This is a genomic window from Bacillus sp. NMTD17, from assembly GCF_002998735.1.
GTDB lineage: Bacteria > Bacillota > Bacilli > Bacillales > Bacillaceae > Bacillus.
The window spans coordinates 122,052-141,208 of sequence record NZ_PVRH01000005.1; the positions used below are offsets into that span (position 1 = coordinate 122,052).

A 19,157-nucleotide genomic window follows, 5' to 3' on the forward strand; every position below is an offset into this window, starting at 1 on the left:
AGCTATTATATCCTTGAAATAGAAAGCGCTAACATGTAGGTTGCAAGTGCAAAGGGGCGCTTGCAGATCATGTGAAGAAGAGGATGGAGGGATATGAAGTGCTAGCTATTTTAGGGATCTTGATGGTCTTGACATTTACATTTCTTATTATGACGAAACGTATGCATCCGGTGGTGGCTCTAACCGTTGTACCTATCATATTTGCATTGATCGGTGGCTTTAACAAAGGATTAGGGGACATGATGCTTGATGGACTGAAAACTGTTGCACCATCAGCTGCTTTATTGTTATTTGCGATTTTATTCTTTGGTGTCATGCTGGATGCTGGGCTGTTTGATCCACTGATTAAACTCATTTTACGTATTGTGAAAGGTGATCCTGTCAAAATTGCTTTTGGGGTAGCAATTTTGTCTATGCTTGTTGCATTAGATGGTGATGGAACAACAACTTACATGATTACCGTATCAGCTATGCTGCCACTTTTCTTAAGAATTGGGATGAACCCGTTAATTTTAGGAACAGTTTCATTATTATCATTAGGAATTATGAGCGGAATGACGCCATGGGGCGGTCCAGCTACTCGTGCAATTGCTGCGCTTGGCTTGGATGCAGGCGAATTTTTCATTCCATTACTCCCAACGATGGTTGGAGGCGGTCTTTTTATACTTTTTACTGCTTATGTACTTGGGAAAAAAGAAAGAAAACGGATTGGGATCGCAGAGATTCAGCACAAAGAAGAGGCCTCGATCTCCCCTGAATTGGCAGCGTCAATCGAAGATGGAGTAGAAGACATGAAAAGACCCAACCTCATTTGGGTGAACTTCTTCTTGACGATTGCGGTGATGGCGACACTTGTTTTAGATATCGTACCGATTCCAGTTCTCTTTTTAATTGGATTTGTCATCGCTCTCATGATCAACTATCCAAAGGTTGAAGATCAGCGCGAGCGAATTTTATCGCATGCAGGAAATGCCTTAACGGTCATTACCCTTGTGTTTGCAGCAGGAATTTTCACAGGCATTTTTTCGGGGACAAAAATGGTGGAGTCCATTGCTAATTTGGTCATTTACATGATTCCGGATTCCTACAGCTCATTTTTTCCACTCATTGTCGCTTTAACGAGTATGCCATTTACATTTGTTCTTTCAAATGATGCTTACTATTTCGGAGTGCTGCCAATCTTGGCTGAAGCCGGCGCAGCATACGGAATTGATCCGGTGGAGATTGCACGTGCCTCTATTATAGGACAGCCTGTTCACTTGCTGAGCCCTCTTGTGGCTTCAACGCTGCTTCTTGTCAGTATGCTGAACAAAGATATTGGCGATTTGCAAAAATACGCACTGCTGTGGACTGTGTTAACAGCCCTTTTTACAACATTGATCGCTTTGTTAACAGGAGCCATTTCTATCTTTTGAATACGTGTATGAAAAGGACGATGTCTCGGATAGGAGACTCGTCCTTTTTTGTGCTGATAAAAGCGCACAAATTGGACGCTCATATGCGGGAATTCTCGATTTTAACGTCACCTACCTCGGGCACCCGGCATATGATATCTCGACTATACAGAATCCCATTCTATAGAGACTAGAGCTCTCACCTTAGCAAGGAGGGTTACAATACTTGAAGGAGAAAGAGTTTCAATCCAAGCCGCTATTAACCAAAAGAGAAAGAGAAGTATTCGAATTGCTCGTCCAAGATAAAACAACTAAAGAAATTGCAAGCGAGCTTTTTATTAGCGAAAAGACTGTTCGAAATCATATTTCGAATGCCATGCAAAAGCTAGGAGTCAAAGGTCGTTCACAGGCCGTCGTCGAGCTTCTGCGTATGGGTGAGCTAGAGCTCTAAAGTCAGCCGGTTTTCCTTCCACACTAGGGAGGAACCGGTTATTTCTATATGGTTTCCATGAGTCTCTTCTTGCATTTTCTCTGAAAAACGAGGAAAATAGGAATGTACGTTTTAATCAAAGTGAGATGCTATAGTGAGGTATCAATGAAATGGAAACGAATGAGTTCGACCATGTAGCAGAGATTGAGAAATCATTGCGCCATATTGCTGCAATTATTAAGCAAAAAGGCAGAGAAATCCTGAATCAATATACGATTACACCTCCTCAATTTGTAGGGCTTCAGTGGCTTTATGAATTCGGAGATATGACAATAGGTGAGCTATCACAAAAGATGTATTTGGCTTGCAGTACAACCACCGACTTAATTGATCGAATGGAGAAAAGTGAACTTGTTGAACGAGTAAAAGATCCTTCTGACCGCCGCGTGGTTCGCATTCATTTATTACCTGAAGGCGAGCGGATCATTCAAGAAGTGATTGTCAAACGCCAAGAATACGTCAGTGAACTTCTAGGGGCTTTCTCAGAAGAAGAAGCCATCGTTTTCAACCAATCCTTAACGAAACTACAGCAGCAAATGAAAAGAAAATGAGGCGATTTTGTTGGATCAACCAATCGGCGTGATTGATTCCGGCGTCGGCGGTTTAACCGTTGCAAAGGAAATCATGAGACAACTGCCAAAAGAAAAGATCATTTACGTAGGCGATACAAAACGGTGTCCGTATGGCCCGCGGAAAGAAGAAGAGGTTCTTCAATATACTTGGGAAATGGCACACTACTTATTAAGAAATCACCATATTAAAATGCTCGTCATCGCATGCAACACAGCGACGGCGATCGCACTTGATGAAATCAAAGCAACGCTTGATATTCCGGTCATTGGCGTGATTCAGCCCGGCGCCCGTACAGCCATCAAGGTGACAAACAATCAGCAGATTGGTGTCATTGGTACAGCCAATACGATCAAAAGCGAGGCATACAAAGAAGCACTGCTATCCCTAAAAGCAGGACTAGCGGTTCAAAGTCTGGCATGTCCGCTGCTTGTCCCATTTGTGGAAAGCGGTACGTTTTTAGATCAGACAGCAGATGAAGTGGTGAAAGATTCCCTTGAACCAATGAAAGAAACAGGAATTGATACGCTCATTCTTGGCTGCACGCACTATCCGATTTTAAAAGAGTCGATTCAGCGCTTTATGGGCAGTGATGTGAGCATTATTTCATCAGGGGATGAGACAGCTAGAGAAGCCAGTACGATTCTTTCGTATAAAGGGCTGTTAAACACTTCTCAAGAAGCACCTGTTCATACATTTTATACAACAGGGCAGCAGCAAAATTTTCAAAACATCGCTCGTGACTGGTTTGGCTACCTCCCAGGGAAGGTCGAAACCGTATCACTTGAACACGTCTATCAGCAATAACCCGCTTCTTCTTGAGGTGGGTTATTTTTTTATGAAAAGGGTCTAATCCACATGAGGAGCTCGTATACATAGTAGTACAAACTACTAGAGGAGGGTGAAGTATGCTGAAAAAAGGATCTACAGCAGCTGTGACGTGTATCGCGTCAGCCATGCTTTTGTCAGGATGCGGATTGTTTCAAACAGACCAAGCGAAAACAGAGATTGACCCGCCACAAAACGTCACATATGTGAAAGAAAATAAAGAAGATAAACAAACAGCCAAAGAAGGAAAAGAAGAGAAGAAGGCAGATACAGTCATGAGAGAATTATATTTAATTGATAAAAACGGGTATGTCGTCTCTCAATCCATTCCGCTGCCGAAAAACGAAGGAAGTGCCAAACAAACCCTTGAATATCTCGTGGACGGAGGACCGATTTCTAACCTCATGCCAAATGGGTTCCGAGCTGTTTTGCCGGCCGACACGAGCGTATCTGTCGACATTAAAGACGGAACGGCCGTAGTGGATTTTTCAAATGAATTTAAAAACTATAAAAAAGAAGACGAACAGCGCATCCTGCAATCTGTCACTTGGACGTTAACGCAGTTTGATTCTGTCGCCAAAGTCAAATTGAAAATGAATGGACATGAACTAAAAGAAATGCCTGTGAACGGTACACCGATCTCCGATGATTTAAGCAGAGAAGACGGTATAAATATTCAGCACGAGGCTGCCGCTGATATGACATCGACAAAGCCAGTGACGGTTTACTACTTAGCTGAATCTGATGAACAGACGTACTATGTTCCTGTGACCAAAAGAGCGCCAAAAGACGAGGATGATCCGATTACAGCAGCCATTGATGAGCTCGTCTCTGGACCAAGCAAAAAAAGCCATTTGCTCACAGACTTTGATCAAGATGTAAAGCTGAATGATGTCCCGAAAGTAAAAGACGGACATGTGACACTTGATTTCAACGAATCCATTTTTGGCAGTGCAGATGAAAAGAAAAAGGTCATTTCACAAAAAGTTCTTGATAGCATTGTGCTCACATTAACAGAGCTGCCGGACGTCAAAAGCGTATCGGTTAAGGTAAACGGCAAGGCTGAGCTTGTGAACGAAAAAGGAGCAGAGCTGACAAAGCCGGTTTCAAGACCAGAACAAGTGAATACAGGTAGTTTTTAACGGCACACATTGATATAATGGAGAAAAAGAGGCATGCATATTCGCTGCCTCTTTTTTATTCCAAGCGATTAGAACGAGCCTAGGTTGTCAAAGTTAGTAGGAGAACCCCGCTGGCACCCGCGCGGAATGTATATCGTAATGGAGGTAAATCATGAGATTAGATGAAAGACAATATGACGAATTAAGAAAAGTTGAAATAGAGGCAGGCTACATTAAGCATCCAGAAGGCTCTGTCTTAATCTCATCGGGAAATACGAAGGTGATTTGTAACGCATCCATCGAAGACCGTGTACCTCCTTTTTTAAGAGGAGAAGGAAAAGGCTGGATTACAGCAGAATATAGCATGCTTCCAAGAGCAACCGCACAAAGAACGATGAGAGAATCTTCTAAAGGAAAAGTGACAGGACGTACAATGGAGATTCAACGCTTAATTGGACGAGCACTCCGCGCAGTCGTTGACTTAGAAAAGCTTGGCGAACGCACGATTTGGATTGACTGTGATGTCATTCAAGCAGACGGCGGAACACGCACAGCATCCATTACAGGTGCTTTTGTCGCCATGACACTTGCGATTCAGAAGCTTCGAGCAGAAGGAGTTATCAAAGAAAACCCGATCACTGATTATTTAGCGGCGATATCCGTCGGAATTGATTCTCAGCAGGGTCTTCTGTTAGATTTAAATTATGAAGAAGATTCTTCAGCTGAAGTAGATATGAATGTCATCATGACAGGTGCTGGACGCTTTGTTGAACTTCAAGGGACAGGCGAAGAAGCGACATTCTCAAGAGAACAGCTAAACGGACTGCTTGATTTAGCCGAAAAGGGCATCAAAGAATTAATCGAAAAGCAAAAAGCGGTTACAGGAGAAGTCATCGAATAAAAAGAAGGGTTTGATCAGGATGAAAACAGCCATCATTGCAACGCACAATGCAGGCAAAGCGAAAGAATTCAAAGCCATTCTTGAGCCAAAAGGATTCACGGTCAAAACACTAGCAGACATCGGCTTTACTGAAGAGATTGAAGAAACAGGACAAACCTTCGAAGAAAATGCCATCATCAAAGCCGAGGCGATTCAAGCCAAAGCAGGTGAAATGGTCATTGCAGACGATTCCGGTTTGTCGATTGACTATCTTGGCGGAAAACCTGGCGTATATTCAGCGAGATACGCTGGTGAGCATAAAAACGATGCTGAGAATGTGGAAAAAGTGCTGAGCGAACTTCAAGGCATTGAAAAAGAAGACCGCACAGCCAGATTCAGATGTGCCCTGGCTGTCAGCATACCGGGCAAAGAAACAAAGACGGTAGAAGGATCAGTAGAAGGCTTCATCGCAGAGGAACCAATCGGCGAAAACGGCTTCGGATATGACCCCATTTTCATCGTCAAAGACAAAGACCAGACGATGGCCGAATTATCACCAGAGGAGAAAAACAAGATCAGCCATCGAGCGGTCGCGCTTCAAAAGCTTTCATCACTGCTAGACGCAAATGAATAAGGGGGAATGAAGCCATGAAGATACTCATCATGAGTGACAGTCATGGACTCACAGACGAACTTCAAACCATTGCCAAACGGCACGCGGATGAAGTCGATATGATGATTCACTGCGGAGATTCAGAACTCGAAACGAACCACCCAGCACTCGAAGGATACAAAGTCGTCAAAGGAAATTGTGACTTTATGGGCGATTTTGAAGAAGAGCTCCTGCTCCCACTTGATGGAGGCGGAAAACTATTTCTCACTCACGGACATCTGCATGGCATCAAACAATCCTTGCTTCAAGTCTACTACCGTGCAGAAGAGCTAGGCGCAGACATTATCTGCTTTGGCCACTCGCACATCCCAGGCAGTGAGCTGCTAAGAGGAAAACTGCTCATTAACCCAGGCAGCGTGCACCTGCCAAGAATGCGTAAAGAGCGCAGCTATGCGATACTGACACTAGATGGAAGCGAAGCAAACGTACAGTTTTTCACAGGCGAAGGTCTGGTCATACAAGACCTCGAAAACACTGTCACATTGGAAGGTATTTCATAAGGGTGCAGCATTTGCCCCTTATGAAAAAAACTTTCGAAAAACCGTTGACTTTAAAGAACAATAGTAATATAATAAATCTTGTCGGTGAGGTACTCACCAACAGAACACTACATAACAACATGTCCCAGTAGCTCAGCTGGATAGAGCAACGCCCTTCTAAGGCGTCGGTCGGGAGTTCGAATCTCTCCTGGGACGTACTAAATTAAAAGCTTGAAATCCTTGATATGAAAGGATTTCAAGCTTTTTTCGTTTGTTGAAACTTAAGTTCGGTTTTTTGCTTAAAATTAGTTTTTTGGGAGCGGGTTGAGGGCGGATTTTTAACGGCCATTTATCTTCCAACAGTAATGGATTGAGAGGTTACAATCAGTTAGGAACTATAGCTCCCTAAACGTGGAGTTAATTTTTCTTTTTCCTGTAGTCCTTTATTAAGCTTGAAACAACTAAACCCATAACACCGAAAGCCACAATATAAAATAAAACATTTGTTACAGGTGTATCAATTTTCCCTAAGATCATCACAAGGGCAATAATAGCGCTGGGTAAAGTAATTAATAACATTTTGGATGGCTTGATTTGCTGCGTCACTGAATGACCTCCTGGTTGATCCATTATATGTATATTTTAGTTAATTTTAGCATATGGAGATTGTACGAACAACATAAGGTCGGATAGCAATCTACTTTAAGAGCGGAACAAACGAAACTTGTTAATTTTGTGGAAATTATTTCAATTGAATCTTTTGTGTAATAAAATGTATATGATATATACAAAGGGGTGAGGAGGCGGTGAAGCATTTTTTAACGGCAATCGTAGTGGCTATCATTGTTTATGTTGCAGATGATCGGTTGAGCATGTTTCCGTTGATGCTGATTTTAGCGATTGCGATCTATATCGTAAGCAGTATTAGCGAAACATTGATTAAGAAATATTCAAAAGAAATAGTTAATAACATAGCATGACAAGGTGGACATTGCTATGTTTACAACAGGCTTCGGTGACGGGATGTATCCAAGCTTTTGGGGGCTGGATGAAAACGGAGAACCTGCTTGCCTTGTGACGGATTTTCTAATAATGGATTATGAGAAACCCATGAAATCATGGGTTCTTTGTATATAGACTCAGGCAATGTTTAATAGAATTTATCTTTTTAAGCGGATTTCTTTAGTAATTTTGATGCCTTTTTACTATTAATTTCTCTTAAAAAGATCAATTATTCTATAAAAATTAAAAAACACTCCGATAATGAAGAAGTAAGATAATGAAAAGGGAGTGTTATTTTTGAAAAAATGGATCGTCATGATATTACTAGTAATCCTTTCATTCACGCAGTCATTTCAAATGGTACATGCGGCGAAGGATGAATGGAATCAATTAGCTGATTTGCCCACAGCTAGAGTGGGAGCTGTAGCTAATGCTGTGGATGGGAAAATTTATGTGATTGGTGGGTTCAATGCGTTTAATGAAACGTTAGAATATGATCCTTCTATCGATAAGTGGACTAAAAAGAAAGATATACCTACTGGTAGAGGAGGAGCAGCATCAGTAGTAGTAGGTTCAAAAATTTATGTCCTTGCTGGAAAACATACGGGTTTTACTTATGATAAGTTCGAAGTGTATGATACAAAAAATGATGAATGGGAAACGCTACCTGATATTCCCTTTGTTAGCAAATCAAAAGGCTCATATAACGTTCAAGCGGGTGTTATTGGAAATAAAATTTATGTATTTGGTGGAAAAGAGTTTTTTAGCTATGACCTTTCTGAGCAAACATGGAAAGAAGAAGCCCCTCTAAATGTTAAAATCAAAGGAGCAATCGGTCTAGTATTAGATGAGAAGTTTTACATCTTTGGCCAAAACGATAACCGTGAAGTTTTTGAATTTGACGCTAAAAAAGAAGTTTGGACTGCAAAGAAAAAAGGATTTGTCAATGGTTATTTGAATGGTGTATCTTATAAAAATAACATGGTGTTTCCCGCTAGTTCACCAAGAAATTTAATTGTATATGATACTGAACAAGAAGAATTAGTTAGAATAGATGTGCCTTACCACAATATGCGTATAGGAGCTTCATCAGTAGTTGTTGGGGATATGTTATACCTTTTAGGCGGTCGAGATTATAATTTGAATTATACAGAGACTGCAGACAAAAACTACAAATCTGTTATCTCTTTATCTTTAAAAGACCTAAAATTTCCAAACAACACAGAAACACCCGGTGACAAAGACCCGGATCCAGCAACCCCACCAAAAGATGATTCAACAAATCCAGGCGACAAACACCCAGAACCAACCACACCGCCTAAAGACGATGCAACCGATGAAGACGGCGATGCCCTTCTCATCATCACAATGGTCAACGGTTTGCAAAAAGAGTATGATCTCTCCATGAAAGAAGTCAACGCTTTCCTATCCTGGTACAAAAAGCGTGATGCCGGAGAAGGGCCAGGTTTTTATGAAATTGATGAGCATGACAACAATAAAGGTCCCTTTGAAAGTAAAAAGGATTATGTGGTGTTCAAAAACATTCTCATGTTCGAAGTCAATAAATATAAGAAGTAATTGAAATCAAAGCCATCTAGGCAAACTAGGTGGCTTTTGCGTTTATTCGACAGCTTTCAGCAATTTTAAGGCAAATTTAAGCTCGAATTTCATTTCAAATACATTAAATCTTTGTTACAATAAGACAGCTTTGCCTAAAGACACGCTTATCGATTCGACATCTTTTTTCATCATTTCTTAAAATTTTTATGTTTTGGTATGAAACTCTTTTAATGATTCATGCGTCTCTATAAGTGTCAAAAGAAAAGAGGTTATCAATATGCTATTCAAAAAGCTATCAGAAAATAAGTCTGTAAAATGGATAGGATATACGAGTTTTTACTTACTTATTTTGCTATTATTGTTCTTTATTTACGGATTCCATACAGCAAATACGGGATCATTCATTTACAACGATTTTTAATTGGAGATTAAACTATGAAACTATTACACACGATTCATGAATACCAACAAACGAAACCAACACAGCCAGCATTTGTTTCTCAACATGCTTCGATCACATATGATGAGCTTTGGCATCTATCAGACCAAATGGCTGGTGCGATCGATGCAGTCGCAACTGGCAGTGCACCTGTCATTGTATACGGTCATATGGAGCCAGAGATGCTGATTTCTTTCTTAGGTAGTGTGAAATCAGGCAGACCTTATATTCCGGTCGACATCTCAATCCCTGCCGAGCGTATCGTCTCAATTATTGAAAGCTCAAAAGCCAGTCTGTTGATTTGTGCAAATGAGCAGAATGTACTAGATGTAGAAGAACACATTGAAGTGAAAAGTGCGGCATCTCTTTTAGCTCTTGAAAAAGAAGCACCGCCATCCTCGCAGTGGGTTCAACAGGATGATGTTTTTTACATCATTTATACGTCTGGCAGTACCGGAAAACCGAAAGGCGTTCAGGTAACAGCCAATAATTTAGAAAGCTTTACAGAGTGGATGTGCCGAGACTTCCCAATTGGCGGGGGGCGCACCTTCTTAAATCAAGCACCATTTTCTTTTGACTTATCAGTGATGGATTTGTATCCAGCGCTTCAATCAGGCGGTACTCTGTACTGTTTAGTGAAAGATCTAGTGAATAAGCCGAAGGATATGTTTGCAGCACTTGGTCAATCTGACGTTGAAGTGTGGACATCAACACCTTCCTTTGTGCAAATGTGCTTAATGGATCCTTCCTTTACAGGGGAGCTTTTACCAGAGCTGAAAGTCTTCTTGTTCTGCGGAGAGGCACTTCCTGTATCTGTAGCAAGTGCGCTCCTTGAGCGTTTTCCAAAGGCGCAGGTCTTTAATACGTATGGTCCGACTGAAGCAACTGTTGCGATCACATCGATTGAAGTCACGCAGGCGATTCTTGATCAGCACGATTCTTTACCAGTCGGCTATGCGAAGCCAGATACAGATATCGTCATTTTAGATGAAGAAGGCAAGACCCTTCCTGATGGTGAAAAAGGAGAAATTGTCATCGTGGGGCCAAGCGTCACAAGAGGCTACTTAGGTGAACAAGCCTTAACAGATAAAGTGTTCTTTAAATACGAAGGACGCCCTGCTTACCGTACAGGTGACGCGGGTGTGGCACAGGATGGTTTGATTACATGCCACGGCCGTCTGGACTATCAAATTAAGCTGCATGGATACCGGATGGAGCTTGAAGAAATTGAATATCATGTGAGCGAGACAACGTATGTCAATGCTTGTGTGATTGTGCCGTTCCAGCCAAACGGTCATGTGGAGTACTTAATTGCAGCCATTGTTCCAGCAGCGCATTCATTTGAAAAAGAATATCAGCTGACAAGTGCAATTAAGAAAGAAATGGCGGATTCACTGCCTGCGTACATGATTCCAAGAAAGTTTGTCTATCTTGAGCAGCTGTACATGACGCCAAACGGGAAGGTTGATCGTAAAAGAATCGCGAAAGAGGTTCTTCTATGATTCCGTTTAGTTCATTCTTTTTCTTCATTCTAATTGGTGTTCTTCTTTTGCCGACGATCATTCTTGGTCTTCGCGGCAAAAGAATGCAGGGCTACAACATGTTTGCAACGGTTGTGGCGCTCGCGCTTATTTTCTCAAAGGATGCACATGGCGCATTGCTGCTCTTCTTGTTTACAGTGTGGCAAATCTTGATCATCCGCTTGTACCTTTCGTACCGGCTGAAGGCGAATCAAGCGTCTGTCTTCTATATGGCAGTGGTGGCATCTATTTTGCCGCTTGTACTCTCAAAGGTTTTACCGTTCTTTTTAACTCATCAGCCGCATCAACCGCCGCCAATGAACTGGCTGAGTTTTTTAGGAATCTCGTACCTAACATTTAAAGGTGTCCAGTTAATTATCGAGACAAGAGACGGCTTGATTAAGAAGAAAATTCCGATTCATCGTTTGGTCTATTTCATTGTCTTTTTCCCGACGATTTCATCAGGTCCGATTGATCGTTACCGCCGGTTTGAAAAGGATATGGATACGCCGCCTGAAAAGGAAGCGTACAGTGATCTTCTATACGCCGGTATTCATAAAATTTTTATCGGCTTCTTATATAAGTTCATTATTGGTTATCTGATTCACACGTATATTCTCATGAATATTCATCACATTAGCAGCAGTCACTTTGTTCAACAGTTAACGTATATGTATGCGTACAGTATGTATTTGTTCTTTGACTTTGCTGGATATACAGCATTTGCTGTTGGTGTGAGTTATATGATGGGCATTAAATCACCAGAAAACTTTAACAAACCGTTTATCAGCCGGAACATTAAAGACTTCTGGAATCGCTGGCACATGTCCCTCTCCTTCTGGTTCAGAGACTACGTGTTTATGAGATTTGTGTTCTTTATGACAAAAAAGAAGTGGATCAAGAACCGTATGGCTGTATCAAATATTGGGTACTTTGTCCTCTTTCTATTGATGGGTGCTTGGCATGGTCTAGCACTTCAATATATTATTTACGGACTATATCACGCAGTTGTGATGTCCGGTTACAATTTATTTGAGAAATGGAATAAAAAGCACAAGTGGTGGCCGGATAATAAGGTCACAATGGTTGTGTCGATCATTATTACATTCCATGTGATTTGTTTCGGATTTTATATTTTTTCAGGAAAACCATTTCATCATTAATCATTAAGGGAGTAGAAAATTATGGAATTTAAAAATCAAGTATACGGTATTATTGCAGAGGTTTGTCAGGACGACGTTGTGAAAGAAAATCCAGAGATTGCAATTTTTGAAGAAGGTCTTCTAGATTCATTTGGTACAGTAGAACTGCTTATGGCAATTGAAAGTCAGCTCGGAATCACTGTTCCGATTACAGAGTTCGATCGTGATGTGTGGGATACACCGAATCACATTGCTGAGCAGCTGGCAGAGATGAAGTAATGAAAAAGCGTTTTTTTGGGCCGCTTATTTTAGCGGCTGTTCTATTCATTGGTGTTCTTCTTGTACCAAATGCATGGCTCTCACATCTGATCCCAAAAGACAAATTACAAAAGTCAGCCACAGAATTAGATCCAGGGATGTTCCAGGGGCTTTATTTACAAGATGAAATGCTAAAAGATCCAACTTATTTGCCGATCTATGGATCTTCTGAACTATCACGTTTTGATCCATATCACCCTTCGAATTTCTTTCATGAGAATTCTCAAGGGTTTACACCTTATCTTATTGGAAAAGGTGGGTCACAATCATTAATTCATGCGATGAACTTCGCAGCGCATATGGATGAATTAAAAGGGAAGAAGCTTGTGTTTATCGTGTCCCCGCAATGGTTTGTGAAATGGGGATCTGACGAGAATCACTTTGCACCGAACTATTCAGCGCTTCAAGCGCTTAATCTCGCTTATAATAAAGAAATTGATCCAGCTGTGAAAAAAGAGCTGATCAAGAGAATCATGACGTTTAAAGCTGTAAAGAACGACATGGTCATCACAGAACTTTTTAAAGCAGAGCTTTCTGGGAACAAATTCGCTTATGGCGCGATTTCTCCTATTGCAAAAATGTATTATGGCATGCTTCAAAAGAAAGACATGTACTATACAATTGGATCGGGGAAAGAGCGTAAGCTTCATCCGTCTCCTTCTGTCAAAGGAAAAACATGGACTGAGCTTGAAAAAGAAGCAAGTGTCTTAGGTGCGGAAAAAGCAGGGAACAACCCGTTTTATATTAATCAAAAACTGTTTGACCGCAAGCTGAAACCGATCATGAAAAAGATGAAAGATTCTCGTGAAGACCACTCTTATGCGGAATCACCAGAATACAAAGATTTTCAAATCATGCTGGATATTTTAAAACAGGCAGGGGCGAAGCCTTTGTTTGTGACGATTCCTGTCAATGGAAAATGGTATGATTATACCGGTTTCCCGAAAGAGGGGCGTACAGAGTATTATGAGAAAATCAATCGTCAAATTCGAGATAACGGGTATGAAGTCGCAGATTTGACTAAACATGAATACGATCCTTACTTCTTTAAAGATACAATTCATGTGTCTTATAAAGGATGGGTGTACATCGATAAGGCGATCGAAAAGTTTTACAAAGAGCAGTAGAATGCAGCAGCTTTCTGCTGCTTTTTGTTTGTCGAATCGGCGGATATCTTGTATAACGAAGGGAAAAGGGCTATGCTGTAGATGGAGGCGATATGATGAACCGTTCTGAGAAAAAAGAACTATTAAAGCGTTCGAAGAAGCATTTTAATGATCATGCCTTTTGGGAAAAGTTAAAAAAGACGGCACAAAAGGCTGGTGTCTCTCTTGTCTATGCTGTGCTATTACTTTACTATACATTGCAAAAACCCGAAGTGCCTGTCAAAGCAAAAACCCTTATTATTGGGGCACTCGGATACTTTATCCTTCCTATTGACCTCATCCCTGATACATTGATTGGTGTCGGCTACACAGATGATTTAGGAGCGATCACATTTGCTCTGCTCCAAGTAGCGATGTACATTGATGATGATGTGAAAGGAAAAGCGAAGGACAGGCTGTCAAAATGGTTCGGTGAAAAAACCGATACGTCTCTTATTGATCAAAAGCTTGAAGATGGCGGGATGCCGTCTGCACGCTGAAAAGAAGACAAAGGGCTAAAATAAAGTTCATTTTAGCCCTTTGTCAACAAGCTGAAGCCTCCAAAACGGAGGCTTTTTTCATTATCCTAAAAATTTCACGCAAACTGGATGAGGAACAGTGATGTCTGATTGTAAGACAGTGAGTCGTCCTGTTTCTTTGTCGCGTTTGTATAACACTAGGTTGCTAGATTCTTGGTTTGAACCGACGAGGAATTCTTCAGTTGGATCAAGCACAAAGTCTCTAGGCCAGTTTCCTTCAGATGAAGCAATCTCGACAAGACTTAATTGGCCGTCGGCGTCTGCTTTAAAAATCGCAATGCTGTCATGTCCGCGGTTTCCTGCATAAACAAATTGCCCGTCTGAAGAGACGTGAATGGCACTGCCTTGATTGTTCTCTGTAAAGTCGCTTGGAATGGTTGCGATCGTTTGGATCTCTTCGAAATGACCATCTTCAAAGTAACGAAGCACAATCACCTCTGAGCTTAGCTCTGTCATCACATATGCCACAGGTTTCGTTGGATGGAATGTGATATGGCGAGGACCGGTGCCTGGTTTTGTTTCAAATGTATGAGCGAGCTCGAGTTTGCCGCCCTCTTTCTTATACGTATAAATGCCATCTGTCCCAAGGTCAACAGCCACTGCAAATTGTTCATCTGGTGTCAGACCCATAAAGTGAGTGTGCGGTTTTTCCTGACGGTCTTCGTTTGGTCCAGTTCCTTCATGCTGCGCCTGTGACAGCGTGCGGATGACTGAGCCATTTTCAGCATCGATTTCATACATCTCTGCTGTTCCTTTATGATAGTTTGCTGTAAAAGCTGTTTTTGTTTGATTGTCCACGCTGACGTGGCAAGGAGAAGCGCCATCGGCAAGCTCTTGGTTGATGAAACGAAGTGTGCCGGTTTCTGCATCAATTTGATACGCAGCCACGCCGCCCTGTGATCCTTCTTTCACAACAGAATACACAAATTTTTGAGAATCTGAGACGGTTAAATATGTAGGATTTTCAAGTTCAGCAGCTACTTTTACTTGTTCGATCTGCTGCTTGTCCGTATTTAATGTAAAAGTATAAATGCCTTTACTGTCTCCCTTTGTATATGTTCCGATATAACCTCTGATGTTAGCCATGTATTGCCCTCCTTCTATAAGATGCTCTCATTCTATCATAAATTCATAGGAAAACGCTTTAGAAAGGCATGCCGAAAGAAAATCAAAAGCGTTGAAATCTACCAGTATTCATTAAAAACGATGTGAAAAAATATGACAAACGTTTTCTCAAAAGAAAAGCGTTCAGGTAAAGTAAATAAATTGAAGAAAAAATACAAAAAATTTTAAGTTTTTTCATTCCTTGTCTAGCAAAGGTGTAAGCGTATACATTTAATTTTGATTAGTCTAAATTGTCTAATAATTTTAAAAATGCTGTTGACACTGTATGGAAAGCGGCGTAAGATGGGTTCAACAAAAGCTAAACAAACACGCAGAGCAAGCGTGAGAGGCTTCAATAAAAAGTGTCTGAAAATTCAACTACTTTTTGCTTGAAAGAGAGGGTGCTCACTGAAAATGGAAGACCAAAAGGAACAGTGGATCTTTTTAAACGATGAACTCGTGAAAAAAGAGGATGCAAAAATTTCAGTTTATGATCATGGCTTCTTATATGGTGACGGTGTGTTCGAAGGGATACGCGTGTATAACGGAAATATCTTTCGAATGAAAGAACATTTAGACCGCCTGTATGATTCCGCCAGATCCATTATGCTGAACATTCCATATTCACTTGAGGAACTCACGGAAAAAATGATTCATACAGTTGAAAGGAACGGCCTAAAGGATGCCTATATTCGTCTTGTTGTCTCAAGAGGAGCTGGTGATCTTGGTTTAGATCCAAACAACTGCGGGAGAGCCAACACAGTGATCATTGTAGAGCCGCTGGCCATCTTTCCAAAGCACCTATATGAAACGGGTATTGATATTGTAACGGTACCGACGAGACGAAATCGTCCCGATGTACTGAGCCCAAAAGTGAAATCATTAAATTATTTGAATAACATCCTTGTCCGAATCGAAGCCCATATGGCCGGTGTGAGTGAAGCGCTGATGCTGAACGATCAAGGGTACGTGGCAGAAGGTTCTGCAGACAATGTGTTTATTTATAAAAAAGGTAAGCTTTATACACCGCCAGGTTATATCGGCGCTCTTGAAGGCATCACAAGAAATGCCATCATGGAGATTGCAGAAGACTTAGGCTACGAAGTGAAAGAAGAACCATTCACAAGGCACGATGTGTATACAGCAGAAGAAGTTTTTCTGACAGGAACCGCAGCCGAAGTGATCGCTGTTGTAAAGGTTGACGGCCGTACAATCGGTGAAGGGAAACCTGGGGTCCACACAAACAAACTTCTTGAACAATTCCGCAAGCGAGTGGTTGAAGAAGGAGAAAAAGTCGTATTTACAGATGAAAACATTCACGCAAGCTAAATAGATATCGATAAACGTTGAAGAGGACTAGTAGCTTTAGAGTCAGTATCTACAGAGAGCCGGTGGTAGCTGGAAACCGGTGTTACTTTCTAAAGTGAACTCACCTCTGAGTGTCTGCTTGAAATGATAGTAGGGCAGACCGAGTGACATTGCTCACTCGTTACCAAAATGGATGAAAGATGTCCATGAGACGGCAGCAGATTTTGCCGTGAACAAGGGTGGTACCGCGAAAAACAAAGCTTTTTCGCCCCTTTGACCTAGTGAAAAGTAGTGTCATTGTGGGGTGAGAAGGCTTTTTTATATGGTCTAAAATCTCGATCTTGAATAGAAAAGGGTGAAAAGACTTGACTGAAGCAAGACAAAGAGGAGGAAATCAAATGGGGACAAATGTACAAGTGGAGACGGAAACATCTAAAGCACCACAAACGATGAACGGTGCACTCATGTTAATTGAAGCACTCAAAAGAGAAAAAGTAGAAGTCATTTTCGGATATCCAGGCGGAGCGGTTTTACCGATCTACGATAAAATTTATGATTCTGGTTTATTTCATGTCCTGCCAAGGCATGAGCAGGGAGCGATTCACGCAGCAGAAGGATACGCAAGAGTATCTGGCAAACCGGGTGTTGTCATTGCGACATCAGGACCTGGAGCGACAAACCTTGTTACAGGAATTGCAGATGCAATGATTGATTCACTTCCTCTTGTTGTCTTCACAGGACAGGTGGCAACCTCAGTTATTGGATCGGATGCTTTCCAGGAAGCAGATGTGCTCGGCATCACAATGCCAATCACAAAGCACAGCTACCAAGTAAGAAATCCAGAGGAATTACCGGGTGTCATTAAAGAGGCGTTCCACATCGCAACAACAGGCAGACCTGGTCCAGTCTTGATTGATATTCCAAAAGATGTGGCAGGCATTGAAGGAACGTTTGAATATGATCAGCCAATTGATTTACCTGGTTATCAGCCAAAAGTCGAGCCGAACTATTTGCAAATTCGCAAATTAGTAGAAGCTGTAAGCAGAGCGAAGAAACCAGTCATTCTAGCAGGAGCTGGCGTTCTTCATGGCAAAGCATCTGAAGAATTAAGGCAGTATGTAGAGCAGCAGCAAATCCCAGTCGCTCATACACTGCTTGGACTTGGCGGATTCCCAGCAAAGCATCCTCTATTTCTAGGGATGGCTGGTATGCATGGCACATATGCGGCGAATATGGCCCTTCACCAATGTGATCTGCTCATTTCAATCGGTGCAAGATTTGATGACAGGGTAACTGGCAACCTCAATCACTTTGCGAAACATGCGAAGGTAGCACACATTGATATCGATCCAGCGGAAATTGGTAAGAACATTCATACCCATATCCCGGTTGTTGGAGACAGTAAGCTAGTCCTTGAAGAGCTGATCAAGCAAGACGGGAAGCAAGGGGAATCAGACAAATGGAAAAACCAATTAGATGAGTGGAAGGCAGAATATCCGCTCTGGTACGTTGAAAACGAAGCAGAGGGCTTTAAGCCTCAAAAGCTGATTGAATACATTCATCAATTCACAAAAGGTGAAGCCATTGTGGCAACTGATGTCGGACAGCATCAAATGTGGGCAGCTCAGTTCTATCCATTTGAAAATGCAGATAAGTGGGTCACATCTGGCGGCCTTGGTACGATGGGCTTCGGTTTACCGGCAGCCATCGGCGCTCAGTTGGCTGATCAAGAGGCAACGGTTGTGGCGATTTTAGGAGACGGAGGTTTCCAAATGACCTTGCAAGAACTTGCCGTTATCCGTGAGCTGAACCTTCCAGTGAAAGTGATTGTTCTGAATAATCACAGCCTTGGAATGGTAAGACAATGGCAAGAAATTTTCTACGAAGAACGCTACTCATATTCTAAATTTTCAGAGCAGCCAGACTTCGTTAAATTATCTGAAGCTTATGGCATTAAAGGAATCAGAATCTCATCAGACGAAGAGGCGAAAGAAAAGCTTGAAGAAGCGTTAACCTCTAGAGAGCCTGTTTTCATCGATGTCAATGTAGCGAGAGATGAAAAAGTATTCCCGATGGTCGCACCGGGGAAAGGACTTCATGAGATGGTGGGGGTGAAACCTTGAAAAGAATTATTGTGTTGACTGTATTAAATCGATCAGGCGTACTGAACCGAATCACTGGCCTTTTTACCAAAAGACACTACAACATTGAAAGCATTACGGTCGGCCATTCTGAGATTCAAGATGTATCACGCATCACGTTCGTCGTCCATGTAGACCAAGAGAAAGACATCGAACAGCTGACAAAACAGCTGAACAAGCAAATTGATGTTCTCAAAGTAACAGACATTACAAACCAATCAATCGTTCAGCGAGAGCTGGCTTTGATAAAAGTCGTTTCTGCACCGGCATCTAGAATGGAGATCACAGGGGTCATTGAACCGTTTAGAGCTTCTATTGTAGATGTAAGCAGAGAGAGTGTCGTCATTCAGGTGACAGGTGAGTCTTCAAAAATTGAAGCACTCATTGAATTACTTAAGCCATACGGCATTAAAGAAGTCGCCAGAACTGGCACCACGGCCTTTGCGAGAGATAATCAGCAAAAGCCGCAATCAAATAAAACAATTTCAATTGTCTAAACAAAAG

The 19,157-nt window shown here is 41.7% G+C and carries 22 protein-coding genes, 1 tRNA gene and 1 other annotated feature; of the genes, 21 read left to right on the plus strand and 2 right to left on the minus strand.

What is annotated here, in order from left to right; all coding sequences use genetic code 11:
* Positions 1-98: 98 nt before the first annotated feature.
* The 9 genes from C6347_RS14845 (at position 99) to C6347_RS14885 (ending at position 6,651) form a co-directional block, all read left to right on the plus strand.
* Complete coding sequence (locus C6347_RS14845; RefSeq protein WP_106071771.1) at positions 99-1,415, plus strand: CitMHS family transporter; 1,317 nt, start codon at positions 99-101, stop codon at positions 1,413-1,415.
* 205 nt (positions 1,416-1,620) lie between these two features.
* Positions 1,621-1,845 carry a spore germination transcription factor GerE gene (gerE, locus tag C6347_RS14850; protein ID WP_003184172.1) on the plus strand — a complete coding sequence of 75 codons (225 nt, stop codon included), beginning with the start codon at positions 1,621-1,623 and terminating at the stop codon, positions 1,843-1,845.
* Between the two features lie 149 nt (positions 1,846-1,994).
* Positions 1,995-2,435: a MarR family winged helix-turn-helix transcriptional regulator gene (locus tag C6347_RS14855; protein WP_003216546.1), complete on the plus strand. Its 441-nt coding sequence runs from the start codon at positions 1,995-1,997 to the stop codon at positions 2,433-2,435.
* A 7-nt stretch (positions 2,436-2,442) separates the two neighbouring features.
* The gene (gene racE, locus C6347_RS14860) at positions 2,443-3,261 is read left to right on the plus strand and encodes a glutamate racemase (protein ID WP_106031212.1); all 819 of its coding nucleotides are present in this window, start codon (positions 2,443-2,445) and stop codon (positions 3,259-3,261) included.
* A gap of 101 nt (positions 3,262-3,362) precedes the next feature.
* Complete coding sequence (locus C6347_RS14865) at positions 3,363-4,424, plus strand: GerMN domain-containing protein (protein ID WP_034661739.1); 1,062 nt, start codon at positions 3,363-3,365, stop codon at positions 4,422-4,424.
* A gap of 151 nt (positions 4,425-4,575) precedes the next feature.
* On the plus strand, positions 4,576-5,304 hold the full coding sequence (rph, locus tag C6347_RS14870) for a ribonuclease PH (RefSeq protein ID WP_060596912.1): 729 nt from the start codon (positions 4,576-4,578) through the stop codon (positions 5,302-5,304).
* A 10-nt stretch (positions 5,305-5,314) separates the two neighbouring features.
* On the plus strand, positions 5,315-5,917 hold the full coding sequence (locus tag C6347_RS14875) for an XTP/dITP diphosphatase (RefSeq protein WP_181185471.1): 603 nt from the start codon (positions 5,315-5,317) through the stop codon (positions 5,915-5,917).
* Positions 5,918-5,931: 14 nt separating this feature from the next.
* The gene (locus C6347_RS14880) at positions 5,932-6,456 is read left to right on the plus strand and encodes a YfcE family phosphodiesterase (RefSeq protein WP_106071772.1); all 525 of its coding nucleotides are present in this window, start codon (positions 5,932-5,934) and stop codon (positions 6,454-6,456) included.
* Positions 6,457-6,577: 121 nt separating this feature from the next.
* Positions 6,578-6,651, plus strand: a tRNA-Arg gene (locus C6347_RS14885).
* Between the two features lie 201 nt (positions 6,652-6,852).
* On the opposite strand, the gene C6347_RS14890 is transcribed toward C6347_RS14885, so the two are convergent.
* Complete coding sequence (locus C6347_RS14890) at positions 6,853-7,041, minus strand: hypothetical protein (RefSeq protein WP_106042595.1); 189 nt, start codon at positions 7,039-7,041, stop codon at positions 6,853-6,855.
* Positions 7,042-7,241: 200 nt separating this feature from the next.
* Here C6347_RS14890 and C6347_RS14895 point away from each other — a divergent pair, with 200 nt between their 5' ends.
* The 9 genes from C6347_RS14895 (at position 7,242) to C6347_RS14935 (ending at position 14,061) form a co-directional block, all read left to right on the plus strand.
* Positions 7,242-7,415 (plus strand): hypothetical protein, encoded by a 174-nt coding sequence (locus C6347_RS14895; RefSeq protein WP_223251544.1) that lies wholly within the window; start codon positions 7,242-7,244, stop codon positions 7,413-7,415.
* A 4-nt stretch (positions 7,416-7,419) separates the two neighbouring features.
* Complete coding sequence (locus C6347_RS19660; protein WP_374955739.1) at positions 7,420-7,572, plus strand: DUF4241 domain-containing protein; 153 nt, start codon at positions 7,420-7,422, stop codon at positions 7,570-7,572.
* A gap of 153 nt (positions 7,573-7,725) precedes the next feature.
* Positions 7,726-9,015, plus strand: a complete 1,290-nt coding sequence (locus C6347_RS14905) for a Kelch repeat-containing protein (protein WP_374955740.1) — start codon at positions 7,726-7,728, stop codon at positions 9,013-9,015.
* Positions 9,016-9,268: 253 nt separating this feature from the next.
* The gene (locus C6347_RS14910; RefSeq protein ID WP_024427820.1) at positions 9,269-9,418 is read left to right on the plus strand and encodes a teichoic acid D-Ala incorporation-associated protein DltX; all 150 of its coding nucleotides are present in this window, start codon (positions 9,269-9,271) and stop codon (positions 9,416-9,418) included.
* A gap of 14 nt (positions 9,419-9,432) precedes the next feature.
* Positions 9,433-10,938 (plus strand): D-alanine--poly(phosphoribitol) ligase subunit DltA, encoded by a 1,506-nt coding sequence (gene dltA / locus C6347_RS14915; protein WP_106031218.1) that lies wholly within the window; start codon positions 9,433-9,435, stop codon positions 10,936-10,938.
* The gene (gene dltB / locus C6347_RS14920; RefSeq protein ID WP_106031219.1) at positions 10,935-12,119 is read left to right on the plus strand and encodes a D-alanyl-lipoteichoic acid biosynthesis protein DltB; all 1,185 of its coding nucleotides are present in this window, start codon (positions 10,935-10,937) and stop codon (positions 12,117-12,119) included. The genes dltA and dltB overlap by 4 nt, the downstream gene beginning before the upstream one ends.
* 21 nt (positions 12,120-12,140) lie before the next feature.
* A complete protein-coding gene (gene dltC / locus C6347_RS14925) occupies positions 12,141-12,377 on the plus strand; it encodes a D-alanine--poly(phosphoribitol) ligase subunit 2 (RefSeq protein ID WP_024423191.1) in 237 nt (78 codons plus the stop codon).
* Positions 12,377-13,543 (plus strand): D-alanyl-lipoteichoic acid biosynthesis protein DltD, encoded by a 1,167-nt coding sequence (dltD, locus tag C6347_RS14930; protein ID WP_106071775.1) that lies wholly within the window; start codon positions 12,377-12,379, stop codon positions 13,541-13,543. The genes dltC and dltD overlap by 1 nt, the downstream gene beginning before the upstream one ends.
* Positions 13,544-13,638: 95 nt before the next feature.
* Positions 13,639-14,061 (plus strand): YkvA family protein, encoded by a 423-nt coding sequence (locus C6347_RS14935; RefSeq protein ID WP_034661711.1) that lies wholly within the window; start codon positions 13,639-13,641, stop codon positions 14,059-14,061.
* Between the two features lie 81 nt (positions 14,062-14,142).
* Here the strand turns inward: C6347_RS14935 and C6347_RS14940 are convergent, their stop codons facing one another.
* A complete protein-coding gene (locus C6347_RS14940) occupies positions 14,143-15,186 on the minus strand; it encodes a lactonase family protein (protein ID WP_066030584.1) in 1,044 nt (347 codons plus the stop codon).
* 432 nt (positions 15,187-15,618) lie between these two features.
* Between C6347_RS14940 and ilvE the strand changes: the two genes are divergently transcribed.
* The 3 genes from ilvE (at position 15,619) to ilvN (ending at position 19,150) form a co-directional block, all read left to right on the plus strand.
* Complete coding sequence (gene ilvE, locus C6347_RS14945; protein ID WP_003216381.1) at positions 15,619-16,533, plus strand: branched-chain-amino-acid transaminase; 915 nt, start codon at positions 15,619-15,621, stop codon at positions 16,531-16,533.
* Positions 16,534-16,541: 8 nt separating this feature from the next.
* Positions 16,542-16,788: a binding site (T-box leader), on the plus strand.
* A gap of 122 nt (positions 16,789-16,910) precedes the next feature.
* On the plus strand, positions 16,911-18,635 hold the full coding sequence (gene ilvB / locus C6347_RS14950; protein WP_106061229.1) for an acetolactate synthase large subunit: 1,725 nt from the start codon (positions 16,911-16,913) through the stop codon (positions 18,633-18,635).
* Complete coding sequence (gene ilvN, locus C6347_RS14955) at positions 18,632-19,150, plus strand: acetolactate synthase small subunit (RefSeq protein WP_034661705.1); 519 nt, start codon at positions 18,632-18,634, stop codon at positions 19,148-19,150. The genes ilvB and ilvN overlap by 4 nt, the downstream gene beginning before the upstream one ends.
* The last annotated feature ends 7 nt before the right edge of the window (positions 19,151-19,157 follow it).

Bases quoted from the DNA above. Each gene is read 5' to 3' on its own strand.
- C6347_RS14940 (WP_066030584.1), bottom strand. From the start codon at position 15,186: ATGGCTAACATCAGAGGTTATATCGGAACATATACAAAGGGAGACAGT.
- dltD (WP_106071775.1), top strand. From the start codon at position 12,377: ATGAAAAAGCGTTTTTTTGGGCCGCTTATTTTAGCGGCTGTTCTATTC.
- C6347_RS14880 (WP_106071772.1), top strand. From the start codon at position 5,932: ATGAAGATACTCATCATGAGTGACAGTCATGGACTCACAGACGAACTT.
- C6347_RS14865 (WP_034661739.1), top strand. From the start codon at position 3,363: ATGCTGAAAAAAGGATCTACAGCAGCTGTGACGTGTATCGCGTCAGCC.
- dltC (WP_024423191.1), top strand. From the start codon at position 12,141: ATGGAATTTAAAAATCAAGTATACGGTATTATTGCAGAGGTTTGTCAG.
- C6347_RS14935 (WP_034661711.1), top strand. From the start codon at position 13,639: ATGAACCGTTCTGAGAAAAAAGAACTATTAAAGCGTTCGAAGAAGCAT.
- rph (WP_060596912.1), top strand. From the start codon at position 4,576: ATGAGATTAGATGAAAGACAATATGACGAATTAAGAAAAGTTGAAATA.
- ilvE (WP_003216381.1), top strand. From the start codon at position 15,619: ATGGAAGACCAAAAGGAACAGTGGATCTTTTTAAACGATGAACTCGTG.
- C6347_RS14855 (WP_003216546.1), top strand. From the start codon at position 1,995: ATGGAAACGAATGAGTTCGACCATGTAGCAGAGATTGAGAAATCATTG.
- ilvB (WP_106061229.1), top strand. From the start codon at position 16,911: ATGGGGACAAATGTACAAGTGGAGACGGAAACATCTAAAGCACCACAA.
- dltA (WP_106031218.1), top strand. From the start codon at position 9,433: ATGAAACTATTACACACGATTCATGAATACCAACAAACGAAACCAACA.
- dltB (WP_106031219.1), top strand. From the start codon at position 10,935: ATGATTCCGTTTAGTTCATTCTTTTTCTTCATTCTAATTGGTGTTCTT.